At 32.4% G+C, this 26,031-nt stretch carries 20 protein-coding genes and 2 pseudogenes; 12 read left to right on the forward strand and 10 right to left on the reverse strand.

Going from position 1 to position 26,031, the window contains the following annotated elements:
• Positions 1-356 precede the first annotated feature (356 nt).
• On the forward strand, positions 357-740 hold the full coding sequence (locus K8354_RS05155) for a hypothetical protein (protein ID WP_223445966.1): 384 nt from the start codon (positions 357-359) through the stop codon (positions 738-740).
• A gap of 84 nt (positions 741-824) precedes the next feature.
• Positions 825-1,145: pseudogene (locus K8354_RS05160) on the forward strand (ATP-dependent DNA helicase RecG); the annotation flags it as partial.
• 134 nt (positions 1,146-1,279) lie between these two features.
• Here K8354_RS05160 and K8354_RS05165 read toward each other — a convergent pair.
• The 7 genes from K8354_RS05165 to K8354_RS05195 are packed head-to-tail and all read right to left on the reverse strand — an operon-like array spanning position 1,280 to position 8,540.
• The gene (locus K8354_RS05165; RefSeq protein WP_223445968.1) at positions 1,280-2,272 is read right to left on the reverse strand and encodes a 3-oxoacyl-[acyl-carrier-protein] synthase III C-terminal domain-containing protein; all 993 of its coding nucleotides are present in this window, start codon (positions 2,270-2,272) and stop codon (positions 1,280-1,282) included.
• A complete protein-coding gene (locus K8354_RS05170; RefSeq protein WP_223445971.1) occupies positions 2,253-3,536 on the reverse strand; it encodes a F390 synthetase-related protein in 1,284 nt (427 codons plus the stop codon). Before K8354_RS05170 ends, K8354_RS05165 begins: the two co-directional genes overlap by 20 nt.
• The gene (locus tag K8354_RS05175) at positions 3,526-4,371 is read right to left on the reverse strand and encodes an MBL fold metallo-hydrolase (RefSeq protein WP_223445974.1); all 846 of its coding nucleotides are present in this window, start codon (positions 4,369-4,371) and stop codon (positions 3,526-3,528) included. Before K8354_RS05175 ends, K8354_RS05170 begins: the two co-directional genes overlap by 11 nt.
• Positions 4,361-5,347, reverse strand: a complete 987-nt coding sequence (locus K8354_RS05180) for an NAD-dependent epimerase/dehydratase family protein (RefSeq protein ID WP_223445976.1) — start codon at positions 5,345-5,347, stop codon at positions 4,361-4,363. The genes K8354_RS05175 and K8354_RS05180 overlap by 11 nt, the downstream gene beginning before the upstream one ends.
• 4 nt (positions 5,348-5,351) lie before the next feature.
• Positions 5,352-6,332 (reverse strand): Rieske 2Fe-2S domain-containing protein, encoded by a 981-nt coding sequence (locus K8354_RS05185; RefSeq protein WP_223445978.1) that lies wholly within the window; start codon positions 6,330-6,332, stop codon positions 5,352-5,354.
• 17 nt (positions 6,333-6,349) lie between these two features.
• Positions 6,350-7,462: a hypothetical protein gene (locus K8354_RS05190; protein ID WP_223445980.1), complete on the reverse strand. Its 1,113-nt coding sequence runs from the start codon at positions 7,460-7,462 to the stop codon at positions 6,350-6,352.
• On the reverse strand, positions 7,452-8,540 hold the full coding sequence (locus K8354_RS05195; RefSeq protein WP_223445982.1) for an ATP-grasp domain-containing protein: 1,089 nt from the start codon (positions 8,538-8,540) through the stop codon (positions 7,452-7,454). The genes K8354_RS05190 and K8354_RS05195 overlap by 11 nt, the downstream gene beginning before the upstream one ends.
• 342 nt (positions 8,541-8,882) lie before the next feature.
• Between K8354_RS05195 and K8354_RS05200 the strand changes: the two are divergent.
• A pseudogene (locus tag K8354_RS05200) lies at positions 8,883-9,027 on the forward strand (IS1595 family transposase); the annotation flags it as partial.
• A 9-nt stretch (positions 9,028-9,036) separates the two neighbouring features.
• Here K8354_RS05200 and K8354_RS05205 read toward each other — a convergent pair.
• The gene (locus K8354_RS05205) at positions 9,037-9,762 is read right to left on the reverse strand and encodes a class I SAM-dependent methyltransferase (RefSeq protein ID WP_223445985.1); all 726 of its coding nucleotides are present in this window, start codon (positions 9,760-9,762) and stop codon (positions 9,037-9,039) included.
• Positions 9,763-10,343: 581 nt separating this feature from the next.
• Here K8354_RS05205 and K8354_RS05210 point away from each other — a divergent pair.
• The 9 genes from K8354_RS05210 to K8354_RS05250 all read left to right on the forward strand — a co-directional run bounded on the left by K8354_RS05210 (position 10,344) and on the right by K8354_RS05250 (position 24,074).
• Positions 10,344-11,522 (forward strand): DUF4856 domain-containing protein, encoded by a 1,179-nt coding sequence (locus K8354_RS05210; RefSeq protein WP_223445987.1) that lies wholly within the window; start codon positions 10,344-10,346, stop codon positions 11,520-11,522.
• Between the two features lie 89 nt (positions 11,523-11,611).
• Positions 11,612-12,712, forward strand: coding sequence for an imelysin family protein (locus tag K8354_RS05215; RefSeq protein WP_223445989.1), 1,101 nt, complete (start codon positions 11,612-11,614; stop codon positions 12,710-12,712).
• Between the two features lie 76 nt (positions 12,713-12,788).
• Entirely contained in the window at positions 12,789-14,192 is a 1,404-nt protein-coding gene (locus K8354_RS05220; protein WP_223445991.1) for an HTTM domain-containing protein, read from the forward strand.
• A gap of 4 nt (positions 14,193-14,196) precedes the next feature.
• Entirely contained in the window at positions 14,197-16,596 is a 2,400-nt protein-coding gene (locus tag K8354_RS05225) for a TonB-dependent receptor family protein (protein WP_223445993.1), read from the forward strand.
• An 83-nt stretch (positions 16,597-16,679) separates the two neighbouring features.
• Positions 16,680-17,399 carry a hypothetical protein gene (locus tag K8354_RS05230; RefSeq protein WP_223445995.1) on the forward strand — a complete coding sequence of 240 codons (720 nt, stop codon included), beginning with the start codon at positions 16,680-16,682 and terminating at the stop codon, positions 17,397-17,399.
• Positions 17,400-17,632: 233 nt separating this feature from the next.
• Positions 17,633-19,108, forward strand: coding sequence for an IMP dehydrogenase (guaB, locus tag K8354_RS05235; RefSeq protein ID WP_223445997.1), 1,476 nt, complete (start codon positions 17,633-17,635; stop codon positions 19,106-19,108).
• Positions 19,109-19,151: 43 nt separating this feature from the next.
• A complete protein-coding gene (locus tag K8354_RS05240; RefSeq protein WP_223446000.1) occupies positions 19,152-20,030 on the forward strand; it encodes a hypothetical protein in 879 nt (292 codons plus the stop codon).
• 194 nt (positions 20,031-20,224) lie between these two features.
• The gene (locus tag K8354_RS05245; protein WP_223446002.1) at positions 20,225-23,359 is read left to right on the forward strand and encodes an Eco57I restriction-modification methylase domain-containing protein; all 3,135 of its coding nucleotides are present in this window, start codon (positions 20,225-20,227) and stop codon (positions 23,357-23,359) included.
• Positions 23,360-23,645: 286 nt separating this feature from the next.
• Positions 23,646-24,074, forward strand: coding sequence for an FKBP-type peptidyl-prolyl cis-trans isomerase (locus K8354_RS05250; RefSeq protein WP_223446005.1), 429 nt, complete (start codon positions 23,646-23,648; stop codon positions 24,072-24,074).
• A gap of 120 nt (positions 24,075-24,194) precedes the next feature.
• Here K8354_RS05250 and K8354_RS05255 read toward each other — a convergent pair whose 3' ends face one another.
• Together K8354_RS05255 and K8354_RS05260 are read right to left on the reverse strand one after the other, a co-directional pair.
• Positions 24,195-25,139 carry an alpha/beta hydrolase gene (locus K8354_RS05255; RefSeq protein ID WP_223446007.1) on the reverse strand — a complete coding sequence of 315 codons (945 nt, stop codon included), beginning with the start codon at positions 25,137-25,139 and terminating at the stop codon, positions 24,195-24,197.
• Positions 25,140-25,146: 7 nt separating this feature from the next.
• On the reverse strand, positions 25,147-25,704 hold the full coding sequence (locus K8354_RS05260; protein WP_223446009.1) for a hypothetical protein: 558 nt from the start codon (positions 25,702-25,704) through the stop codon (positions 25,147-25,149).
• Positions 25,705-26,031 lie beyond the last annotated feature (327 nt).

Consider the following 26,031-nt stretch of genomic DNA (forward strand, 5'->3'; position numbering starts at 1 on the left):
TTGAAAGTAAGCTCGAAGCATTGCAATTAATTATACACGTCTTAAGTTATCCTTTCGTTATTTTCTATCTTATAGATATGAGTTTGTCTTTATAATCTTTTTTTTGAGGTCAAATTACATTCCCAATTTTTTTTATTTACCCAGCAAATAGAAATCAATTTTGGTATAATTAAAATATTTATATTATTGGTTAAGTCATACTTGTTGTGTCGTGGATCACTGTAATTTAGGTTTTTAATTTTTTAAATAAAGGTAATAAATTATTTTGCTCCAGTTATGTTGTATCTTGCCCAATCAATCTTTCAACGGATCGTAATATTTCCGTTAACGAATACATTAACAAACCAATCATTAAGATGACTTTTATTAAAAATCGTATTTATTGTAGACTTTTCAATCTAACATTTCTAATTGCTATATTTTTTTCAGTTACATCATGTGAATTAGAAGACTCCAATATCTCATCATCAGACCTAGAAGTTTATGTTTCTGGCACCTTATCTGGAAACCCAAGAAGTGGTCTTAGAGTTACAGTGTTTGGTTCAAGGAGTGATGCAAAGGATGAAGTTAATGCAGTTACTTTAACCCAAATTACTGATAATAATGGATTGGTTTTTTTTAAAAACCTAGATTCTGGATTTAGTTATTGGGTTAGGGTAGATGCAATATTGATACGTAATATTATAAGTACAGATAATCTTGATGAAGGATTTAACGAAATGAGTATTAAAATTCTATAATCCCTCAATTTAATTAAGAGTAAATTTGCTTAGTGAATTAGTGTCTTTTATCAAATTACAAAATAATTTGTCATTATTCTATAGTTGGTGATTACTTATAAAGTATCACTAGAAACTAAAACGCGTTTAAAAACCATGGTAGAAACTACAGACGGATTTAAAATTGCAGAAGTAGATTTAAAATTAAGGGGACCTGGCAATTTAATGGGAACACAACAAAGTGGTGTTTTAAATTTAAAAATTGCCGATGTGGTTAAAGATTCTAAAATTTTAGTTGCTGCCAGAAATACGGCAATCTCAGTTTTACAAGAGGATGCTAATTTATCCAAACCAGAAAATATAAACATTAAAAACACGTTCATCCAAATCTCCAAAAGTTCAAAAATTTGGAGTACTATTAGTTGATCGCAATTTTATAAACTCAATTTATTCTAATTTTCATGATACTCTTAAGGCATCGCCAATTAAAAGATACTTTTAAAATACAAGCGTTCGTCTTATGACATATTTAGTGGACTCTTGTCTGCTATTAAAAGCTATTAATAGGTAAACAATATTGCGCCAATAGAGAAACCAGCAGAAGTTCCGATCAAAAAGCAAGTTTGACCTCTTTTTAGTTTTTTTTGTTGAATCGCATCATGAAGCGCCATCGGAATGGAAGCAGCAATACAATTGCCATTTTTATAAAGATTGTCTATAATTTGTGCTTTAGGAAATAACTTTGCTCTTTTCATCATTGCTAAACCCGCTCGAGAAGCTTGATGCGGAATGACTAGATCTATATCTTCCATGGAGCTGTCTATATCGCTAAAAAAAGTGTTTACAAATGGTGAAATTTTATATTTGGCAAGCTTTAGCAGTTTTTTACCATCCATTTTAAAAGAATATAAGGCTTTGTCATGTGGTAAATCTTCATAAAAATGAACACTGCCACCACCTCTAATAATCGAATAATAAGCACCTTCCGAGAATGTTTTTTGCTGGCTTTTCAACACAGTAGAGTTGCCTGTTGGATCGTATGCTAGAACAGCGGCAGCAGCGCCATCACCAAATAAGGTAACCGTTTCCCAGTTTGTCGGGTCTAAGCCTTTTGAAGCAATCTCTGAAGAAACAATTAGGATTCGTTTATAAATTTTCCCGTCTAAAATTCTAGAGGCAATCTCCATCGCGGTTACAAAACTTAAACAAGTGCTATCAATGTCTATGGCAGGGAAATCAAAATCATCACCACGTGTTAGCGCATGTTTTATGATACTGGCTTGGTTGGGCAAAGGATAGTCATAAGTGCCTCCTGCAGAAATTAGCATGTCAATATTTTCTAAGGAAATACCTGCCGCTTTCATGGCATCTTCCGCTGCCCGAGCGCCCATATATCCGTTGGTTTCATCGGTTACATGATGCCGATTCTGTACCCCAGAATATTTTAGACTCCAGCCTAGCGGGATGCCGTTTTTAGTTTCTATTTCTCCTGAAGAGACTACTTTTGGCAGATAAACACCGGTTCCTTCAATTTTAACTTTTAGTCCACTCATTTTGTATTCTTCTAAATTTATTGCCTTGTGAATAATTTTTTTTGAAAGCACGCTGAATTTCAACCTCATAAATTCCTTGTGCTTTTAAAAACATTTGCAGTTTATTTTTTGCCAATTCGTAGTAGGCACTTTCTCCTATAAACAGTTCTAGTAAGGACTCGTTTTTTTGCACAACCGTGTAATTTGTAATAAGCGCATGAGCGCCAATTATTTCTCGTCTTATGAAATCTGGATATACTTTTATTTGTTTATTTTGGTAGGATGTAAAAGAGAGAACATCATCAGATCTGCCTTCAATTTTATGTATTACTTGAAATTTACTTCCACAAGCGCAAGCAGATTTTTCATGTAAAATATCATTGAGTTCATAGCGAATGATGGGTTGCGTGGTTCGGAACAGATCTGTAATAATGGGATGAAAACGTTTTTTTTCTGCATCAATATATTTTTTTTCAATGATAAGAAAGTCTTCATTAAAGTGCAGATGGCCATATTGGCAGGTGGTAGCAAGCATCCCCTCGGTGCATTGATACACCTGATGTATTTTTTGACGAAAAACACTTTGTAGGTATTCAGCATCTTCAGGTTCTAATACTTCGGCTACAGAAATAACTTTTAGGGGTGTAATCGATAAGCTACCGTTTTCTATAAAAGAAGCAAGTTCCATGAGCACACTAGGTTGTGCAACCAAAATGGTAGGCTGCAAATTATGTAACTGAGGTATGTAAAGCTGTAATTGTTTTAAAATGTCAAAAAACTCAAAATGTATTCGTTTTGATTTTACGGAGCTGTATAAATTACTATTTGCTCTTAGAAAGAAAGCGATGTTCGTTTTTTTTGTTGAGATTCCAATGACCCGATCAAGAACACAAGCTACCCAATAGGCACGCTCTTTCTGACTGGCCATAAATATACTTCTATTACCGCTGGTGCCCGATGATAAACCCACTGTAATACCCTTTATGGTAGGTGAAAAATTACGTAAATGTTCTGCTTTAGAGGCTACATCCATGGCTTCTTTTAAAGAGATGCCTTGGGTGTTTATCTCATTAAAATTTGCCATAAATTTTGCTTTATTCATGATGGGGTAGTTTTCCAAAGGGATTTTTTTGAGAACTTTTTCTTTATAAAAAGGAGATTTTAATAGATTTTGTTGCATTTTTTTCCACCGTTTTTGTTGCAATTTATGCGGCTTATTTGCAAACAACCATTTGCTTATTCTTATCCGAATTAGTGCAAATAAAATTTGAGTTTTAAAGGTCATTCATGTTGATTTTTGATTGCACCAATGGGTTTGTAGTTTTCTCACAATGGGTGGGAACAATAATGGTTTCTGGGTGGTTAAGATGATAATCTGTAATCTTTTTTAAGCTTGATTTAAATTGCTTCCATGAATAAAAGAATAGCCGAACCATGGATGAGGGAAGTACCCCTTTTTTATAAGATTCTTGCAACCAACAACTATCCGCAATTAAAAAATAAGAGCGTTTAGCGGTAGCTACTAACAACCCAATTTGCCCAGCAGCATGACCGGTTAAAGGAACTGTTATAAGATGTCCATCTCCAAATACATCGAAGCATTCTCCTAAGATTGGCAATTTAACCTTAGTCTTGTCATTAACCAATGAAATCCTTTCCATAAAATTATCTGGGACTAATTCCTTAAGAATTCCTTTCGTAAAGCCAAGAATTTTAGGAATTTTATTGAATTGCTCTACTGCTTCTTGGGAGGCATGAAAGGTGGCATTCGGAAAATCTTTAAGACCTCCGATATGATCGGCATGAAAATGACTTATCACAATATGTTTGATACTTTCTGAAGCAATTCCAGCCGCTTTCAATTGCGCTTGTACTTCTTCATTCGCTGTAATGAAAACTTTTGTTATTTGTGCATAAATTTTATCAGGATAGTGTTTTGTTGCTTTGTAAAACCGCTTAGAATATCCGGTGTCATACAAAATATAGCCTTCATTTGGGTGTTCAATCAAGCCCCACAATGCATTAAAAACAATGTCTTTTTTGCGCCCTCCAGAAATGGCATGATGCTCTTTAGACAAACAATATCCTGCGTAACCTAAATACATTTTACTATTGTTCATCTTGCTGGGTCCATTTTACGAATTCATGAATGGCTTCTTTGGTTGTTACTTTTGGTTCATACCCCAATAAGTTTTTTGCTTTTGAAATATCTAAGGTCATAGAGATAGCTAAAGTTCCTACGCCATATTGTGTTAATGTGGGCTCGGAACTGTTTGTTATCCTTGATTTTAATTCTAGCAGTTTAGCAAGTGTTTTTACGATTTTAAAAGGTACTTTTTTAACGGGTGGCTTTTTGCCTAATTGTTGCAGTACATCACGGATGACTTTCCATAGCATTATTGGTTTTCCGTTTGTGATATGATAGATTTCATTCACAGCAGCACCTTTAGCTTTAACGGCTAATACAATTGCATTTGCGGCATTCTCTACTGAAGTAAGGTCTGCCATGTTCTTACCATTTCCAATGATTTTTAACTTTCCTTCGGTATTCGCTTTTATCAGCCTTGGCATGATTACCGTATCGCCTCGGCCAATAAGTGCTCGAGGTCTTAAAATTATAAAAGGTATACCAGAATCGATTAAAAGTAATTCGGCTTTTCGCTTGGTTTTTGCATATTCATTGACAAATTTTTTAGGCAGTGGATCTTCTTCTTTTACATTAAAAGCATCTTTATATTCGAAATACAGACTCGGTGTTGAAATAAAAATAAAGCGCTTAACTCCATGTTTTTTTGCATTTTCAATCAAATTTATTTGTGTCTTTACATTGGCACTTTCAAATTGCTTTTTATCACCCCATGGTGATGATAGTGCAGCAGCATGAATAACGCAATCAATTTTCTCAAAGAGTTCATCAACGAAAGATTTGTTTTCTAAATCACCCAAAACATACGTTACTTTTTCATGCCGAATAGTATGGGTTGGTTTTAAAGTTCTGCCCGATGCAGTGATGTGTTTTATGGTCGGATCTTGAACCAAAACCTCTAAGGTTCGCCAACCTAAAAAACCAGTGGCTCCTGTGAGTAATATATGCATAGTTTTAGATATAAAGTTCTAAATCTTTTTCGATTACACTCCATGCTTCTCCGGCGAGCATTCTGTCTATGTATGGTCTCATAAGATCTAAATAGGTGTTTTTAATTTTGGGAGATTGAAAAAGAAGGTTATTGTTAAATTGATGTTTGATTGCTTTTTTATCTTGACGAAGCGCCAACAGAAATAAAGGACTTACTATCCAAACTTTAAGCCATGGCGGAACCCATCTTTTGCTTGCAGTAATTTGAGAAAAGAAATAGTTTTCGTTGCCTTTTCCAGGCACAATGATAAAACGATTGGTCATTTCTAAACCTTTCTTTGAATAGAATTCAAGATCAATGATATTGCCATCAGACAGTCTGCCATAACTATGGGTAATAAATCGGCCAAACATAGTTCCTATAATACCTGATTGGTGCGATTCTTCGGTATATTTTATTTCTACCCCGTGAGGTATAGCCCGCACTTCCGCAGTTGTTTTATGGGGTTTAGCAGCACTTCTTATAAGTCCGTTGTGCAGAAATGAAGTGTGCATAGGATCTAAAAAATTTTCTAAAATATCGGCAGTTTTACCAATAATGATGGTCTGGTAAGAAAATATTTTTCTATCGGGTAATGGCTTAGATTTCAAATAAAAAGGGCTGTTATGAGCCAAACAAACCCAAAGTAATCCATTGTGCTCATGAGTACTATAGGTTGTAAGAATGCAGGTTTTTTCTTTGTATTGTTTTTTTAGTCCTGGTATGTTTGTAACGTTCCCCGTGTAATCAAACTGCCAACCATGATAACCACACTGCAATTTTCCTCGAACGATTTTGCCTTTCGATAAAGGGTAATTTCTATGCGGACAGCAGTCTTTCTGTGCAATCCATCCTTGTTCTCCTTTATACACAACAATAGGTTGCTCAAAGAACATAAAACACTTAGGTTTTGCACTCAATTTTTTTAGAATTGCAATCGGGTACCATTGGGGTTGTGTATTCATAGAACTCTTTTGTATCCTTATAATTTATACTTTTTAATGAGGGGAACGCCAATTTTATTAGAAATAAATTGTAAAACTTTCCAAGGTAAACGTCTTTTTAAAGGTAAGTGCTTTAGATAAATAGCTGAATATTCGATCGAAGCTTGCCCACCTCTCATTCTTTTAAAACTGGGAGCACCCGAACTTAAATTCAGTAAAAGTCCTTGATCGAACTTATTCAAAAGAGCCAACTGTGCTGCATGAATATATAAACCCTCTTTTTGGGGAGCACTAACATCATACCCAACAATGGGAGAGGTGATGGTTTTATCAAGTGTAAATTGCCCTGAAAATGCTTTCAATATTTTGTTTTTGTCGATGTAGCCATGAAAATTAATAATTCCTGTTTGATGAACTTCTTTAAAATATTTTAATGTGAGTTGCGGATTTAATACAGAATATTTTTTTAAGTACAAGTCGCGATAGAGTTCAAGTGCTTGGGGAAGGTAAGCTTTCATTTCTTGATGATTGATAAAATGCAGCCCTTTTTTCTCAATTAGCTTGTTATCATGTTTATTATTGCGATGCTTAAGCCAAGCTTTTTTGGTAAGATCGAAAATATACACTTGTCTGCTACCCACGTTTTCATACTTATTTTTTTGAAATAATTGTAATAAGTGTCTGTGCTGATAGTCATTTAAGGATCTAAAAATAATAGCGTGTTGAGGGTATTGGGTTTTTATAAAAGATGTGATTTCGGCAATTTCTTTCCCGTTCCATTCTGGATATGGGTTGGTAGTCATGAGAAAATTATTCACATGCACATTTTTGTTGAGCATGCCTCTTTTTAACCAACCTGAGATTGCATTGACAAGAAGAATTAAAATAGCACGTACTGTTTTATGATTGATGTTCCATTTAATTTCTTCTTTGGCATAGGCTGTATAAGCGGCGTAAGGTGCACAAACAAAAGAGTTCTCCCATTCTGTATGGTTTATGGTAACAGGGAAAAACACTTCTTTACCCACGCGAAGTACTCTATATTCTGTGCGTACGTTTTCAATGAGCAATTGCGAATTGTGTGCAATCATTTTACTGAAATCACGTACTATGCCCGTTAATTCTTCTTGTTTAGCCCATCTAATCTTCATGCCCGTTCCATTCAATATCATAAGTAGTTGCTTGTGTTAAACTAATACCTTTTGATAATTTAATATAGATTAATTCTAGCACACTAATAAGTTGTAAAAAAGAAGGTACAGGGTCTTGCCAACTAAAAATAACTCCTTTGGCACTTTGAACTTTTTTGGAAAGAAATACGAATGGTTTTGTAAACAAAAGAACACTTGTTAACATGTAATCATTTTTGTCTGTGATTGTGTTTACAACATCATTATAAAAGGAACCAGCTAAACTGTGACGCAATAAATGAGCTCCACTAGTACCTCTGGGGTTGCACTCTAGAAACCAAAAGGTGTTATCAGAAATAATGACATCAAAACTTAGTTGACCGCTGTATAGGTAATACTCGCCAAATTTCTTAATTTTTTCTTTTAGTTGGCTGTTTTCAAAATGTTCAAAGTAAATAGCCGCTCCTTTTTTTACTCGGTATAAAGGTACATAGCAAGAATAGCCTTTTAATTTTCCAGAATCCCAAATAGTGTAAACGCAGACCTCTATTCCGGTTACTTTTTTTTGAGCAATCCAATTTTCAGGATCATTTATGGTATTAGAATGTATCAAAGTGTTTAAAATTGTACTACTTGCAAAACGCGAATATTTGGGTTTAAAAACATAGGTATCACTTTGCGACCAATTTGAAAATTTCTCTAAGGAAATGGTTTCTGGTATGGTTAAAAAGTCTTTGAATTCTCTTGCAAAAGTTTCCTTATTATGCAATAAATTCATAAGTTTTATATCAGATGTCCACACTTTACAATTCCAATTATTCTTATGTTTGGCAATGTAAAATACTTCTTCACAGCAAGGTATTATATCCGTAATTGAGTATTTTATGATTAGTTTTGAAATGGTTTCCACAAATTCCATTGTGTTTTGTCTCGCCTTTGGGAGTCGCTCAAAGTGTGCAATACTATTTGACCAACGACCAATTGGAAATCTTAGAGAATCTGCAAGGATTACTTTTAAACCTTGCGCATGAAAGCTGCGAGACAGTTCTAAAGCGATGGGAGCTCTAGCGCCTAAAATCAGAAAAATAGGTGCTTTCAAATTGAATGTTTTTTGTTGAAAAAACTATTTAGTTGTTTTTAGCTATGTGGGCTTCAAAGTAGTAAAATGATTTTTTTATTTGATGGAAAGATACTGAATTATTCCTAGTAAAAATGAAATCAATTATGAATGAATATATCTCATGTTAAGGTTTAAAACAGGTCGAAGGCAAAATTGAATCTTTTTGTATTACTTTTGTGAAACTTCTGGAATGATTTCTTTCCTACGCTAAATTTCTCTTTTTATAGAAGTATACAGGGATAGGAATGGTTATTGTATAAAATTCAAAATTTAAAAAATGACTTTTTTAGACAAACAAAATTTGTAAAAACTTTTAGCTAATGTAGTTATAAGGAAACTGCATTCGCAAGTAACTTGTTTTCTAAAACTAAGTTTGGTTTACAAAAAGCCTTTTTTCATATGTTTTGAAATGTCAACAACCACAAAAAGTTTATCAGCTAATTACATGGGAGCTCGCTTTGGAATTTGTTTTGTTTTAATTTCTAACAAAAACCATGCAATGCTGAATCGGTAAATTATCAATGTTTTTGTCGAGTTTAAAACCAGCAGCCTTCATTTCTTTTATGGCTTGTTTTTCAGACATTTTATGAATTTCTTTAATAGGAATTAAAGGGTCTTCACTTCTATATTCAATTAAATATATTTTTCCTGTTTTCTTTAGAGATTTTTTTATCGATAAAACCATTTCTTTCGGAAAATTAAATTCGTGATACACGTCAACCATTAAAACTTTATCAAATTTATTTTCAGGAAGATTTACGCTTTTTTCATCACCCAAAACAAGTTCGATGTTTTTGTTCGTTTCATATTTTTTATTGATTAGCATTGCTTGTAACATTTCTGGTTGAATGTCTACCGCATAAATGGTTCCTTTGTTAGCAATAGGAGCCATCTTAAAAGTATGATACCCAGAACCTGCACCAATATCAGCAATGACATCTGTTGGTTTGATCTCCATATTTTTAATAAGTTTCGAGGTGTTTTCTTCTTTTTCTCTATTAGATCGCTCTAACCAATTGATTCCTTGATACCCCATTACATAGGCAATTTCTCGTCCTAAATACCATTTGCCAATACCGTTTTGATCTCCTTTTTTAAACGTATATGTTTTTTGATTAAGGGCAGTGCTATTTTGAGATTTACAAGAAGTAGTCGTAAAAATTAAAAGTAGAACGATTTTAAAAATATAGGATTTTATCATACCGATAAAAGTAGCAATAGTTTTCTGATTTATAAAATTCTATAGTTCGTTAAAATTTAAATTCTAAATGGTTTAATCGAAAAGAATTCCTCGATGCTCTGCTTCGGGGTTTCCGTTGAAATTGTCATTCCCGTGAAAACGGGAATCTAAATAATAGAATTTTTTTTTTGACCTTTTTAGGTCAAAGCTTGTGCTCAACTTGATTGCGTATAAAACGAACGAAACCTACCTCTATGGCTCTGCTTCGAGTATAGTTCGTTTCAAGAAATTATTTATTTCAACAACCAAGGAATTTACTCGTTTTTTTATAAATTAAGACAGCTGAATTTAGTTTACAAAATGTGTATTGTATTTAAACAATTACTATAGCTAGTCATGACGAAGCCTTTTTTGAGAATATTTTATATTGCGAAATTTCATTTTTAAGAATACGTTTTTAGAAAAATGTATTTTTAAATATCTTAAAATCAATACCTTGCTTTTCTATTTTTATTTATTCTAAATAAGTTTTGTTAAAATTACTTTTGTGTTCTATCTTTGTGGCGAAATACGAACATTATTTATAATTAATCTTAATAAAAATGAAAAAAGTAATTTTAGCCTTTGCAATTGTAGCTTCATTAATGTCTTGCAGTTCTTCAGATAATCCTTTAATTGTGGAAGTTCCAAATACCTACTCCTTTTCAAGAAACGGAAGCTCTACCATAGCGTTTCCTGATCAAACTACAGAAATACAGATGGGAGATGAACTAGCAGCAGCTTTATTAAATCCATTAACAACAGTGTCAGATTTAGATGGAATGTTTACAAACTCAGGTAACAAATTTTCTGATGCCACATTAAATGCATCTTCTAAGAGCATAAGAAGTAAAACAGCCGCATCAAAAGATTTTTTTGAAATGAATTCTTCGGATGCAATTCAAATTAAAGCCGATTTTGATACATGGATTACTGCTCAAGCAGAAGAAGTTTTTCCGAATTGGAATAACAACGCTGCACAAGGAGTCGCAGGACAACTTCAAGAAGCTGGTGGTGGTCCGATAAGATGGGTGAATGCAAAAGGCTTAGAATATGATCAAGCAATAGTTAAAGGACTAATTGGCGCTTTAATGGTTGATCAGATTCTAAATAATTACTTAAGCACTAGTGTTTTAGATGCCGGTAATAATATAAACGATAATACTAATGATGTTTTAGTTCCTGGTGAAAATTATACCAATATGGAGCATGCGTGGGATAGCGCTTTTGGTTATGTATATGGTAATGAGCAAGATATTACAGCGCCAGTTTTAAATGTAGATCAATATTTAAATAAATATGTAAACAGATTAAAAGGAGACCCTGATTTCGCAATGATACCAGACGAAATTTATGAGGCTTTTAAGTTGGGTAGGGCTGCAATTGTAAACAAAGATTACATGGCTAGAGATGCACAAATACAAATTTTAAGAGAAAAAATATCTGAAATTATAGGGATAAGAGCTGTCTATTATTTACAAGTTGCCAAGGCTACTTTAGCGAATGATAAAGGATCTGCTTTTCATGATTTAGCCGAAGGTTTTGGTTTTATTTATAGTTTACAGTTTACAAGAAAACCTAATTCTACGGAACCATACTTCACAAAATCAGAAGTAGACGGTTTTATAAATACCTTAATGCAAGGCGACGGTTTTTGGGATATCACCACAACAACTTTAGATGAAATGTCAGAGACAATTGCTGCTAAATTCAATTTTACAGTAGCACAAGCTGGTAGCTAATTTTAACAATTATTGTGGCAAAAAGGATTTTTAATTGATCGCTTTTTGTTACTTTTGTATCTTTATTTAGAATAAATAAAAACTATAAAATGAAAAGATTTCTATTATTTTTTTTAACAATATGCCTGATATATGCGTGTACTTCATCAGGAGAAGAAGACCCACTAACTGCAGATAATTTCGATAGAAAAGTAATGTTAACCCATATTGCAGACAATATTATTGTTCCTTCTTATGAGGATTTTGCTAGCAAAATGGAGTCATTAAATTCAGTTGGAACAGCATTTTCTAACAATCCGACACAGACCACTTTAGAAGATTTAAGAGGTTCTTGGTTAGAAGCTTACAAATCATGGCAACATATAGAAATGTTCAATATTGGTAGCGCAGAAGAATTAGGTTTTAATTTCTTTATGAATATTTATCCGCTTACGGTTTCAGATGTTGAACAAAATATTACGAATGGAACTTATGATTTAAATAGTCCAAACAATCATGATGCACAAGGTTTTCCTGCTTTAGATTATTTGTTATTTGGTTTAGGAACTGGAGATGAAGAAATTTTATCAAAATATACAACAGCTACAAATAGCAACAATTACAAAAATTATTTGACTGATGTTTTACAACAAATGAATACACTTACTAAAGAGGTTGTTGCGCAGTTTAAAGCTAATAGAGATACTTTTGTAAACAGTACAGAAAATACTGCTACCAGTTCAGTAAATAAATTGATTAATGACTACATTTTTTATTACGAAAAAGGATTAAGAAGAAATAAAATAGGAATTCCTGCAGGATTCTTTTCTAACACTCCTTTTCCTGATAAAGTAGAAGCGTATTTTAGAAAAGATATTTCCAAAATTTTGGCTTTAGAGGCGCTAACAGCAGTGCAAGATGTATTTGTTGGTTATTATTCAGGAACTGCTAATGCCAATAGAAGTGGTTTTAAAGACTATTTAATTGCACTAAATAGAGAAGATTTGGCAACTGCCATTGAAAACCAATTTGAAGTAGCCAAAACACAAATCAATATTTTAAATGACGATTTTTCAGCTCAAATTATATCAGATAATTCGCAAATGCTGAAAACACGTGATGAATTACAAAAAGCAGTCATTTTATTAAAAGTGGATATGTTACAAGCATTTAATATTAGTGTGGATTATGTTGATGCAGATGGCGATTAAAACAAACATTATTTTATAAAAAAATAAACTTGAACATTTATTGAGCAATTGCTAAAATGTTCAGGTTTTTATTTTAATGATACTACTAAAAAAATATCTAAACCAACAAACAAATGCTGCTCCTTTAGCAGTTTTTCGCATATGTTTTGGTTTGATGATGTTCATGAGTATCATCCGTTTTTGGACAAATGGTTGGATTGAAAAACTATATATTGCGCCAAAATTTCATTTTTCGTATGATGGTTTTGAGTGGGTAAAACCTTTAGGAATTTACACCTATCTATTATTTATAATTTGTGGTTTAGCAGCTTTGTGTATTGCAATCGGGTATAAATACAGAATGGCAATACTCATTTTTTTTCTGTCATTTACCTATATAGAATTGATGGATAAAACCACCTATTTAAACCATTATTATTTTATATCGATTGTAAGTTTTTTATTGATTTTTTTACCCGCAAATAAGTATTTTTCTTTGGATGCTTATCAACAGAAAAAAGAATATTTGAACATTCCAAAATGGACAATAGATAGCATAAAACTCCTTTTAGGAATTGTCTATTTTTATGCGGGTTTGGCAAAACTGAATTCTGATTGGTTGTTGAGAGCTCAACCACTAAAAATTTGGCTGCCATCAAAATATGACATTCCATTTATTGGACAAAACCTAATACAACAAGAATGGTTTCATTTTGCCATGAGTTGGGGTGGAATGTTGTACGATTTAACAATTCCGTTTTTATTACTCTACAAACGAACACGTGTTTTTGCTTTTATTTTAGTGGTGTTTTTCCACGTATTTACGAGAGTTTTATTCCCTATTGGGATGTTTCCTTTTATTATGATTATCGCAACTTTAATCTTTTTTGATGCCAATTTTCATCAGAAAATAATTGATTTTATTAAAAAATATATCCTGAATGTCAGTTCGAGTGATTTAGAGGCACGAAAAGTTGTATCGAGAACTCCTATTGAAGTTAAAAAAAACGACCATTTCATAACAATCAAAAGAAAAATAACACTAGCAATTATTGCTATTTTTTTTACGGTTCAAATCTTAGTACCTTTCAGATATCTACTATATTCAGGCGAATTATTTTGGACAGAAGAAGGGTATCGTTTTTCTTGGCGTGTAATGTTAATGGAAAAAGCAGGTAGTACCAACTTTAAAATCGTTGATAAAAAAACAGGAAGTTTTTTTATGGTCGATAATACTGATTTTTTAACCTCATTTCAAGAAAAACAAATGAGTTTTCAACCTGATTTTATTTTAGAATATGCCCATTATTTAGGCGATCATTTTAAAAGTCAAGGGCATCAAAATATTGGAGTGTTTGCAGAAAGTTATGTGGCTTTAAATGGGCGATTAAGTACAAAGTTTATAGACTCAACTATTGATTTATATCAGGAAAAAGAATCATATCAGCATAAAGAATGGATCATTCCGTTTTCATCAACAATAAAAATTAAAGGAATTTAGAAGCATGAAATTTAGGATATTCGTTGTTATTTTTAGTCTGTTTCAAACTGTAATTTACAGCCAGTATCAAGTATCTGGAAAGGTGGTTTCTGAGAAAAATACAGGAATTGATAAGGTAGAAATTTATAATGAATCTGGTGGTTTGTTGGCAAAGACAAATGTGTCTGGAGAATTTCAATTCAATACTAATTTAGAAACATTACTCTTAGTTGTTTATACTGAAAATTATAAGGTTAAAAACGTTGTGTTATCCTCAGAAAATTATCAAAATACAACCATTGTTTTAAACTCTTTTACAGAAGAATTATCAGAAATACAAATAAGATCCAGAAAAGAAAAAGTCTTCGAATTAAAACGCTTAAAAGATGTTGAAGGTACTGCAATTTATGCAGGAAAAAAGACAGAAGTAGTTTTGGTAAATCAATCAGCAGCAGCGTTATCTACCAATAATGCACGTCAAATTTTTAATCAAGTGGCTGGTTTAAACATTTATCAAAATGATGATGCAGGTTTGCAGTTAAATATTGGGGGTAGAGGCTTAGATCCTAACAGAACTGCCAATTTTAATACGCGTCAAAATGGCTACGACATTAGCGCAGATGTTTTGGGGTATCCAGAAAGTTATTATACTCCAGCATCAGAAGGTTTAGACGAAATTCAAGTAATTCGTGGTGCAGCATCCTTGCAATACGGAACGCAGTTTGGTGGTTTAGTAAATTTTATCACTAAAAAGCCGACCGAAGATTTCAAGATTACGTTTAGAAATACGGCGGGTAATTTTGGTTTATTTACCAACTTTACAAGTATCAGTGATACAGAGGGTAAGTTTAGCTATTATGCCTATATCAATTATAAAAAAGGAGACGGTTTTAGACCGAATTCTGAATTTGAATCCAAAAATGCTTTTGCATATTTAGGATATCAAATGAATGATAAAAGCAAATTATCTGCAGAATTTACAGGTTTAAAATATTTGGCGCAACAAGCAGGAGGTTTAACCGATCAAATGTTTGCAGAAAACCCGTATCAAAGTAATAGGGCAAGAAACTGGTTTCAAGTAAACTGGTTTTTGTACAATATAAAATGGGAACATCAATTTTCTGAGGATACCAATTTTTCGTTTAATTTCTTTGGATTAGATGCCTCAAGAGATGCTTTAGGTTTTAGAACCAATAGAGTAAATCAGGTAGATGCAAATAGCGAAAGAGATTTAATTAAAGGTACCTTTAAAAATTACGGTTTTGAATCTCGATTGGTAAGCAAGTATACTTTTTTTGATATAAAATCAACGTTTTTAATCGGTTCTAAATTCTACAAAGCCAATAACACTAATATGCAAGGCCCAGGTTCTGATGGTTTTGATGCTGATTTTGAATTAAGAATAAACGAATTTCCCAATTATTCAAGACAATCAGATAGTAGATTCCCAAATTTAAATGCAGCACTTTTTGGAGAGAATATTTTTTACATCAATGATAAAATTTCTATAACACCCGGTTTTAGATTGGAATATATCAACACAAAAAGAGATGAAATTATCAAAGACATTATTACGGATGCAGCAGGCAATGTCATTAATGAAAATAGGAGGGATGAGCAAGATACCAATGAGCGAACCTTTGTTTTATTAGGATTAGGAAGTAGTTACAAACTAAGTAAATCAACAGAGTTTTATGGAAATATTTCTCAAAATTATCGTTCCGTAACTTTTTCAGATATTAGCACCGCAAACCCTGCTTTTGAAATTTCTGAAGATATTACCGATGAAAAAGGATTTACAATAGATGCAGGAATACGAGGGAATTACAATAATTTTTTCTCCTATGATGCCAATGTTTTTGGGTTGTTTTATAACGATAGAATTAATATTTATACCCGATCAGATGGCAAAGCAGAAAGAGACAATATTGGAGATGCACGAATTTTAGGAATTGAGAGCTTAATCGATTTTAATATCAAAAAATTATTTACAAATAGCTCAGAATATGTTTTAAATTATTTTATCAATTCTTCTTTTATCACATCCGAGTATACAAAATCAGACATTAATGGGGTGGTTGGGAATGAAGTAGAGTTTATTCCGAATATCAACATTAAAACAGGAGCAAGATTTGGCTATAAAAACTTTTTAGCAAGTATTCAATATACCTATTTATCGCGTCAGTTTTCTGATGCAACAAATGCAGTTGGAGGAAGCATCAGTGGTGTTACAGGAGAAATACCAGCCTACGATATTTTAGATTTTTCTGCATCTTATAAATACAAATTTTTAAAATTAGAGGCGGGTGTCAATAATATTTTAGATACTAGTTATTTTACGAGAAGAGCAACGGGGTATCCAGGTCCAGGAATTATACCTTCTGCTCCTAGAAATTTTTATAGTACACTTCAAATCAGTATTTAAAACAATTTTAAATAGTTAAAATTTAAAAAATTACTTTTAGAAAACCAAGTTAATGTCTAACTTTACGTCATAAACTGTAAACAATGCTAAGCAAAATAGATATTCAAAATAAATTAGAACGTCAAAGAGAAAAAACTTTTAGTGCTGAGGTATTATTAGCATCATTTAAAAAAATATTAGAAAATGATGAAGTTCAAAGGGCAGAAACGCTAACAAAGTTGAATGCCTCAAGCAATGAAGTTGTAAATAATTTTAATATTGATAAAATAGATAGTAGCGCTATTTTTCATATTTCTCAGATCAAAAGTATTTGTGCAAACTACAGGTTACGTTTTTTAAGTTCAAAACATTTTAAAGAGCAATATCCTGCAGAGGCCATTAGCAAGATTCACGAGGTTGAAAAAATACACGATACTACCTTAGGTGGCTTTAAAATTATTGCACCTTTAGAAGCGTTTAAGTTAAAAAAAGCAGATGATCCTTTATTATTTGCTCCTATGGGAAATGGCTACTATTATTTGATACACAAATGGGGTACAGACTTGCATCCGCTTAGAAAATTAAAATATTGGTCTTTTAAAAATGTCGAAAATTTATTAGTAGTACTTACAATTATGAGTATTGTTTTTACTGCTTTAACACATCCTTTTTTCCTACCAAAAGAACCTTCATTTGGTTATTTATTAATGTTGTTTATGTTTTATTTTAAAGGAGTAGTGGCTATGTTTTTTATGTTTTTTGGAGGTTCAGGTAAAAATTTTAGCGAATATTCTTGGCAAAGTCAATATGATAAAATTAGCTAAGTTTTAAAAGTGATATTCCCTAGACTCGCAAATGCTTTAAATTCTTCATGATATTTAAAGCATTTGTTCGTTATATTTTATAATGTATTCTAAACGTTATTTTATTTAAAATTACGATAATAAGTGTAATGGATTCCTAGATTGAATTATATTTTTCATCAATTAAATGAGTAATATTCCCAAAAATCAATTATTAGTCTTAAATTTGTTCGCAATTATATCTTAATTGCACCATGATAGCACACAATCAAAAAATTATAGGAGAAGGTTTAACGTATGATGACGTTCTTTTAGTCCCAGCCTTTTCTCAAGTACTACCTAGAGAAGTAAGTATTCAAACAAAATTTACAAGAAATATCACTATCAACGTGCCAATAGCCTCTGCAGCTATGGATACAGTTACAGAAGCTGCATTGGCAATCGCTATGGCGAGAGAAGGTGGTATTGGTGTTTTGCACAAAAATATGTCGATTGAGCAACAAGCGCAAGAAGTAAGAAAAGTAAAGCGTGCAGAAAGCGGGATGATTATAGACCCTGTTACACTGCCTTTAACAGCGGTTGTTTTAGATGCGAAAAGAAACATGAAAGAGCATAGTATTGGTGGTATTCCTATTGTTGATGATCAAGGAATTCTTAAAGGAATTGTAACCAATAGAGATTTGCGTTTTGAGCATGACAATAGCAGACCGATTACAGAGGTTATGACGCATAAAAATTTAATTACAGCTGCGGTAGGTACTTCATTAAAAGGAGCAGAAGCAATTCTTCAAAAAAATAAAATAGAAAAATTATTAATTGTTGATGATGCCTATAAGTTAAAGGGATTAATCACTTTTAGAGATATTACAAAGGTTACTCAAAAACCAATTGCCAATAAAGATACTTTTGGTAGATTAAGAGTTGCTGCAGCTTTAGGAGTTACAAATGATGCTGTTGAAAGAGCAGAAGCATTGGTAAACGCAGGGGTAGATGCTGTGATTATAGACACTGCTCATGGGCACACCGAAGGCGTTGTAAAGGTTTTAAAAGCTGTAAAAGCAAAATTCCCAGATTTAGATGTAGTGGTTGGTAATATTGCCACACCAGAAGCGGCAAGATTTTTAGTGGATGCGGGTGCTGATGCCGTTAAAGTAGGAATTGGTCCAGGTTCTATTTGTACCACCAGAGTGGTAGCAGGAGTCGGTTTTCCACAATTTTCTGCGGTTTTAGAAGTAGCACATGCTATTAAAGGTAGTGGAGTTCCTGTAATTGCAGATGGTGGAATTCGGTATACAGGCGATATTCCGAAAGCCATTGCAGCGGGTGCAGATTGTGTAATGCTCGGATCATTATTAGCAGGTACAAAAGAATCTCCAGGCGAAACTATTATTTACGAAGGAAGAAAATTCAAATCATACCGAGGTATGGGGTCTGTAGAAGCGATGAAAAAAGGCTCTAAAGACCGTTATTTTCAGGATGTTGAAGATGATATTAAAAAGCTAGTTCCAGAAGGAATTGTAGGACGCGTGCCTTATAAAGGAGATTTAGATGAAAGTATTCACCAGTTTATTGGAGGATTGCGAGCGGGAATGGGCTATTGCGGTGCAAAAGATATTGAGACTTTAAAGGAAACAGGTAAATTTGTAAGAATTACTGCAAGTGGTATTAATGAAAGCCATCCTCATGATGTGGCCATTACAAAAGAATCACCTAATTACAGCAGAAGATAATTTTCTAACACAATTAGCGAAAGCCTAGCGCATACCAAATAGAATGGACGATCAAAATTTTATAAATTTCAAGAAGAAAAGAGATTTAGGCGCGATGCTTTCTGATACTTTTCAGTTTTTAAATACAGAATGGAAACCCTTTTTTGGGGCTATTTTAAAAACAGCAATCATACCTATTTTAATTGCTATTTGCGCGATAATGTATTATATGATTTCTTCAGTATCTTTAATGAGTAGTCTTTCTGAAGATACTAATTACGATGTATTTAATCTTAATTTTTCAGATTTATTAGTGCCTATTTTAGCATTTATATCGTCTTATATTATTGCATATGCCTTAATTACGATTACGGCTCTAGGGTATATAAAATCATACATAGAGCATAAAGGAGATGTAAATTATCAAGAGGTACAAAATGAAATCCAGCAAAAATTTTGGACTTATGCTAGGCTATTTTTTACAGTGGGTGTCATCGTGTTTTTTGGCGCCTTATTTTGTGTTTTACCAGGTATCTATTTAGGAGTTGTTTTATCGGTATCTTTTTGCTTGGTTATTTTTCAGAATAAAGGTGTTTTTGATGCTATCGGTGATTCTTTTAGTTTTATAAAAAACCATTGGTGGGAAACTTTCGGAATTTTAATTGTGGTGCAACTAATTGTTATGGCCGTGGGCGTAGTCGTAGATTTACCAGCTAGTTTATATCAGACAGCAGATTTAGCATCAATTTTTAATGGTGAAGACAATATTGATGTATTAAGTTCATTTTCAGACCCTATATATCTCGGGTTTCTTGCAATTTCTTATTTTGTTAGATTCATTTTATATATTGTATCCATTGTCATTTCTGTTTTTATTTATTTTGATATTAAAGAACAAAAAAATCCGTCAACAGATATTATTGACGAAATTGGCGTGAATTAGAGTGTTTTTTTCTTTTATTTTAATTGGAATCTATAGGAGGTTGCTTTTGTTACTGGTTGTATCAAGGCAAAATTCAGCCACATATTTTAGCACTTATGTTTTTTTCTAGTGCGAAAAACCAACTACAAAAAACCAAAAGTGCTGTTTTTTGCCATCGCTTAGATAATGACTAACTTTGACAAAAAAGAAAAACTATGAGCCTATTTCAAAATTCTGTGTTAAACAAATATTTGAAAGGACTAGCGCCTGAAAAAGTTGAGAAAGCATACCAAACATTTACCAATCATTTTCATAACAAAACCATACAAGAAAACATCCGTAATTCGAAAGAAGAACAATATCAGGGTGAATTTTTAATTGACATTTTTGTAAATGTTTTAGGCTATACCAAAAACCCAACCCCAAACTTTAACCTTACCACCGAATTAAAAAATATAAAAGGCTCTAAAAAAACAGACGGAGCAATCCTTAAAGGCGCAAAAGCCCTAGGGGTTATTGAATTGAAAGGAACCAATACAACCGATTTAAGCAAAGTAGAAACCCAAGCATTTGGATATAAAAACAACCAACCAGGTTGTAATTACGTTATTACTTCCAACTTTGAGAAATTACGTTTTTACATTGACAACGCGGTAGATTTTGAGGAATTCAATCTCTTTCAACTCACAAAAGAACGTTTTAATATACTGTGGCTTTGCCTATCATCAGAATATCTTTTAAAAGACATTCCTAAAAAAATTAAGGATGAGTCGTTAACGCAAGAGGAAAACGTTACTAAAAAATTATACAAAGATTACGCTTCATTCAGAAACGAAATTTTTGATGCAATCCAAAAAGAAAATCCTCAATACGACAAACTAACTTTATTCAAGAAAACACAAAAACTACTTGACCGTTTTCTATTTATCTTTTTTGCAGAAGATAGATTGTTATTACCACCAAACTCAATTCGTTCTATTGTAAATCAATGGACAGATTTACGAGATAAATATGATGAGTATTTCCCATTATACGACCGATTTAAAAAGTACTTCGGCTATATGAATACAGGACACAAAGGGCAACAACACGACATTTTTGCGTACAATGGTGGTTTGTTTGCACCCGATGATATTTTAGACAATATCATTATCAATGACGATTTACTCCACAAACACACCGTTAATTTAAGTAATTACGATTTTGAAAGCGAAGTAAGTGTAAACATTCTCGGTCATATTTTTGAACATTCGTTAAACGATATTGACGAAATTCAAGCAGAAATACAAGGCATTACAACCGACCAAAGCAAAACCAAACGGAAAAAAGATGGCGTTTTTTACACCCCAAAATACATTACCAAATACATTGTAGACAATACCGTAGGCAAGCTCTGTGAAGAAAAGAAAACCGAACTAGACATACAAGAAGCCGAATACGAAAAAGAACGCAAAGGAAGAAAAAAAGCTACGCTAAAAATACTTACTCAAAAATTAGAGAATTACAGAAAATGGTTGCTACAAATTACCATTTGTGATCCTGCCTGTGGCTCAGGTGCATTTTTAATCCAAGCCCTAGATTTTCTTATTAAAGAACATCAATACATTGACGAACTACAAGCCAAACTTTTTGGTGATGCAATGGTATTAAGCGAAGTTGAAAACTCAATTTTAGAACACAATTTATTTGGGGTAGATATTAACGATGAAAGTGTAGAAATTGCCAAACTTTCGCTTTGGTTGCGTACCGCCCAAAAAGGCAGAAAACTAACAGCTTTAAACAATAACATTAAATGTGGCAATAGTTTAATTGACGACCCAACTGTTGCAGGAGACAAAGCCTTTCATTGGCAAAACGAATTTAAAGAAGTATTTGCCAAAGGAGGTTTTGATGTGATTATTGGGAATCCGCCTTATGTAAGGCAAGAACTGTTCAAAGACATAAAACCTTATTTACAAGAAAACTACAAATGTTATAATAGTGTTGCCGATTTATATACTTATTTTATTGAACAAGGAATTAATTTAATGAATAAAAAAGGTTTATTCTCATTTATCCTACCAAATAAATTTTTAAAGGCAACTTATGGTAAAACCGTACGAAAGTTAATTAAAGAACAGTCCAATTTAGAATTATTATTAGATTTTGATGATTACCCAGTTTTTGCTGATGCTACAACTTATCCAATTATCTATGTGCTAAATAAAAAATCAGAATTGAAAGAAGATTCCTTTCTGTATGCTGAAATTAATAAAAGGGATAACACGGTTGACCCAATTAATTTATTAGAATCAAGAAAACACAAAGTACCTTTTGCTTCTTTAACAGAGGATATGTGGAACTTCATTGATGTGAATTCATTTGAAATTTTAAATAAACTAGAAGATAATTCTAAAGAATTAGGAACAGTTGTTAATAAAAAAATATATCGAGGTATAACAACAGGTAGGAATGAAGCATTTGTAATCGATAGTCAAATACGTCAAGAATTGATTTCTAAACACAATAAAAATTCAGAAATAATAAAGGTTTTAGCAACGGGTAAAGAAGTCAAAAGAAATACTTTTGATTTTCAAGATAAATACTTGTTATTTACTGGTTTTGATAATGATATTCCAAATGAATATCCAGATATCCAAAAAGAACTTGATAAATATAAAGAAGCCCTTATTAAAAGATATGACCAAGGAGAAAATTATTGGAACTTAAGAGCTTGTGCATATTATGAAGAAATGCAACAACCAAAAATAATTTACCCAAGAATTAATAATAGAGGTAATTTTTATTTGGATGAAAAAGGGGAGGTGTTTTTATTAGATAATAATTTCTTTATTTCAACGGACTCAAAAGCATTTTTAGCACTTTTGAACTCAAAACTTGTGTATTTCTACCTCAAGAATGTTTGTACAACTCTACAAGGCGGATTTTATGATTTTAGAAGGGATAAAATCAAAACAATCCCTATCAACAACAATTTCGAATTAATAGATAATAAATTATCAGTAGTATCTGATATATTAATTGATTTAACTAGTAAATTTAATAAAACTGAAGCCAATTTTGTTTCATTATTCGAATCAAAATTTAGTATCGCAAAACCCTCAAAAAAACTTCAAAACTGGCACGACTTAGAATTTGGTGATTTTTTAAAAGAATTGAAAAAACAAAAAGTACAATTAAGTTTATCCGAAGAAGCAGAATGGATGCAATATTTTAATGAGCAAAAAGAAAAAGCGCAAACACTAAAAGCTACAATCAATAAAACAGACAATGAAATCGACCAAATGGTGTATCAATTATATGGTTTATCAGAAGAAGAAATAAAAATTGTTGAAGAAGCTACCGCATAAGCCATTTAGTGGTTGCTATTGCCATGGTTTCTCCATATTTTAACATTTACTGACATATCTGCGCATTTTTATCATTTTATTTTTAAATAATTTTTTTTCGTTTACTTTGAGTTATAACAAGGAGTATCGCTTAATTTCTTGTATTTTAAACGGGTGAATTATCAAGTTTACGATAGTTTTTTATTTTTCGGCAGGATTTTCGCTGATATATAGGTTATGTTTAAATTAAAATATGGTCTGGATAAGAATTATGCAAAACATATTTTTAAAAATGAAATAGTATCTTATGAATGTAGTAAAAGAGCACAACACAGTAAAAGTAAATTACACAGGTAAATTAGCTGACGGACAAGTTTTTGACACTTCTGAAGGTAAAGAACCGATTGAGTTCACTTTGGGGCAAGGACAAATTATTCCTGGTTTTGAGAAAGGACTGATTGATATGAAAGTAAAAGAGAAAAAAACAATTACCATTGCAAAGGAAGAAGCGTATGGAGATATAAATGCTGCTTTAATTCAAGAGGTGGAAAAAACAGCACTTCCGCAAGATATGACTCCAGAAGTTGGTATGGGTTTAGTTTCTAAATCTCCGGATGGTCAAGAAATGAATTTGGTAGTCGTTGAGGTAAAAGATGAAAGTATCGTCATCGATGGCAATCATCCTTTAGCAGGAAAAGACCTAATTTTTGACCTTGAAGTTGTAGAAATTATATAACTACCGAATTAAAAATAATAGTTATTTTTTTAAATTAAAAAGCAACCTTTGTGATTCGTTCATAAAGGTTGCTTTTTTACTTGCATTTAGCAGATTAAGTTTTATCCTAAATGATGTTTCTTATTGCATCAAAATTGTCAACATATCATCAAAAACTTGTTGTTGTATTTCTCTATCTTTTTGAGTAACATTTTCACGCCCTTCTAATCTCGTTACCACGTGAAGTTGTGAGTCTAACATTTCAACATTGATAGGGGTTCCGTCAGAGTTCTTTAATCCTTTATAGATTAAAACAGCACTCACAGCATCCGCAGTATCATCTTTTATAGATTTATAAACCTTCATGTTGGTATTTGTTGGAAGTAGATATCCTTTTTGTAAATCTTTACGAACTTTATCAATTAAATCTAACAATTCGTTTAAGGTTTCTTGGGGTCTAAAACGATAATAATACAAATCTTCTACGGCGGTATTGGTACTTTCAAAATATCCTAACATGGGGCCAACCAAGCCCACAAGCGTAAGAAGTTTATCCGAAGGAATTACGATTGGATCAATTAGAAAGATGTTTTTCATGCCATTTTCGCCGATTTTCCCTTCCTTAATTAAATCTAACACCAAAGGACATGCGGTAGACGAACCAGCAAAGTTAATGTTTGTATATCCTTTACTCCGAAGTGCATTGTATTCTGCCAAAATAGGGTTTTGCCAATCTTTCCAAGTAGATTCTTTGAAGGCTTCGTACGTGCGCCCATGACCACCCAAAAGCACTTGTGAAATTAAAATATTGGCATTGATTGTACTATACTCTCTAAATTCATCCCATTCAAAAGTCGAAGCGGAGTACCCATGAACCGTAATAAGAACTGGGGTGTTTTTTTGAATTTCAGTCGGATTTTCAACGGATAGAGACACCAAGTAATCCTCAGGATTATAGAGCGATGGATCAAAAATTTGATCGCCATCTAGCATTGTTTCATTGTTAATTTCTGGCGCTTCTGAACAGGCAGCAAAGAACAGCACAAAAAGGACTGTAAGTTTGAAATATGATTTTTTGTAATTCATCTTATTTTTATTTAAATAGGGTATAATATAGGCTTAATTGATAAAAAACAGGAAATAAAGTTCCTGGACCGGCAGAGCCAGTTCCTGTGTTTAAATTATAACCAGTGCTTATTTGTAAGGTAATTGGGGCATCAAACTGATACGAAAATCCAGCATCTAAAGAGAGTAGTAATGCTGTGTTTGGTAATACATCAAAAATTTCAGATTCGTAATCGGCATAGAAAAACCCTGTGTTTAATCGGCCGAAAGGCTGTAATTTTTTCTGATGACGAAAAAAATATCCTGCATTGATCAAAAAGTTATCTTGTTTAATGGCGTTACTACCCATAGCGCTTCCAAATCGAGAGGAGACATAACTAAGCCCTAAATGAAGTCTATTTTTTAAGATTTTAGGACTTGTAAAATCTACTGTCAAACCATTTTCCCAATATAATTTTTGAGTTTTTTGAACCCTGACGCCTACTTTAAATTCTCCAAGCCAATCATTTTGTGTTTTTCTGTTTTGGCTTTGAATGCACATAAAAGAGGTGATAAAAAGAAGGAATAAGTAATGTTTTTTTTTCATACTAATAATTTTGTAATTTAAATTAATTGGGTCGTTGGGTTGGGGTAAAAAGTTTTAAATACTCTCTATACCATTGATAAAAAACAAGTGCTGTACCATTTATCATTTTAAATTACTGAAGTAAAATGTACCTTTTCCTTTTCTATTTCAACTAAAAAAAGACAGTACTTAAGTCGATGCTTTAATTTGATATAAAGAAAAAAACCATCATTTTCTTTTAGAAGAATTTTGAAATAACAACGGGAATTACCTTTTTTTTATTTTTAGAAAGATACATCATTTGGTCAATATAGTTTTAACTAAAAGGAAAATTATAGTATATTTTAA

The organism is Polaribacter litorisediminis (assembly GCF_019968605.1).
Taxonomy (GTDB): domain Bacteria; phylum Bacteroidota; class Bacteroidia; order Flavobacteriales; family Flavobacteriaceae; genus Polaribacter; species Polaribacter litorisediminis.

What these genes read in the sequence shown, in the direction of transcription:
- K8354_RS05155 (WP_223445966.1), top strand. Translation starts at nt 357, where the DNA reads ATGACTTTTATTAAAAATCGTATTTATTGTAGACTTTTCAATCTAACA.
- K8354_RS05165 (WP_223445968.1), bottom strand. Translation starts at nt 2,272, where the DNA reads ATGAGTGGACTAAAAGTTAAAATTGAAGGAACCGGTGTTTATCTGCCA.
- K8354_RS05170 (WP_223445971.1), bottom strand. Translation starts at nt 3,536, where the DNA reads ATGACCTTTAAAACTCAAATTTTATTTGCACTAATTCGGATAAGAATA.
- K8354_RS05175 (WP_223445974.1), bottom strand. Translation starts at nt 4,371, where the DNA reads ATGAACAATAGTAAAATGTATTTAGGTTACGCAGGATATTGTTTGTCT.
- K8354_RS05180 (WP_223445976.1), bottom strand. Translation starts at nt 5,347, where the DNA reads ATGCATATATTACTCACAGGAGCCACTGGTTTTTTAGGTTGGCGAACC.
- K8354_RS05185 (WP_223445978.1), bottom strand. Translation starts at nt 6,332, where the DNA reads ATGAATACACAACCCCAATGGTACCCGATTGCAATTCTAAAAAAATTG.
- K8354_RS05190 (WP_223445980.1), bottom strand. Translation starts at nt 7,462, where the DNA reads ATGAAGATTAGATGGGCTAAACAAGAAGAATTAACGGGCATAGTACGT.
- K8354_RS05205 (WP_223445985.1), bottom strand. Translation starts at nt 9,762, where the DNA reads ATGATAAAATCCTATATTTTTAAAATCGTTCTACTTTTAATTTTTACG.
- K8354_RS05210 (WP_223445987.1), top strand. Translation starts at nt 10,344, where the DNA reads ATGAAAAAAGTAATTTTAGCCTTTGCAATTGTAGCTTCATTAATGTCT.
- K8354_RS05215 (WP_223445989.1), top strand. Translation starts at nt 11,612, where the DNA reads ATGAAAAGATTTCTATTATTTTTTTTAACAATATGCCTGATATATGCG.
- K8354_RS05220 (WP_223445991.1), top strand. Translation starts at nt 12,789, where the DNA reads ATGATACTACTAAAAAAATATCTAAACCAACAAACAAATGCTGCTCCT.
- K8354_RS05225 (WP_223445993.1), top strand. Translation starts at nt 14,197, where the DNA reads ATGAAATTTAGGATATTCGTTGTTATTTTTAGTCTGTTTCAAACTGTA.
- K8354_RS05230 (WP_223445995.1), top strand. Translation starts at nt 16,680, where the DNA reads ATGCTAAGCAAAATAGATATTCAAAATAAATTAGAACGTCAAAGAGAA.
- guaB (WP_223445997.1), top strand. Translation starts at nt 17,633, where the DNA reads ATGATAGCACACAATCAAAAAATTATAGGAGAAGGTTTAACGTATGAT.
- K8354_RS05240 (WP_223446000.1), top strand. Translation starts at nt 19,152, where the DNA reads ATGGACGATCAAAATTTTATAAATTTCAAGAAGAAAAGAGATTTAGGC.
- K8354_RS05245 (WP_223446002.1), top strand. Translation starts at nt 20,225, where the DNA reads ATGAGCCTATTTCAAAATTCTGTGTTAAACAAATATTTGAAAGGACTA.
- K8354_RS05250 (WP_223446005.1), top strand. Translation starts at nt 23,646, where the DNA reads ATGAATGTAGTAAAAGAGCACAACACAGTAAAAGTAAATTACACAGGT.
- K8354_RS05255 (WP_223446007.1), bottom strand. Translation starts at nt 25,139, where the DNA reads ATGAATTACAAAAAATCATATTTCAAACTTACAGTCCTTTTTGTGCTG.
- K8354_RS05260 (WP_223446009.1), bottom strand. Translation starts at nt 25,704, where the DNA reads ATGAAAAAAAAACATTACTTATTCCTTCTTTTTATCACCTCTTTTATG.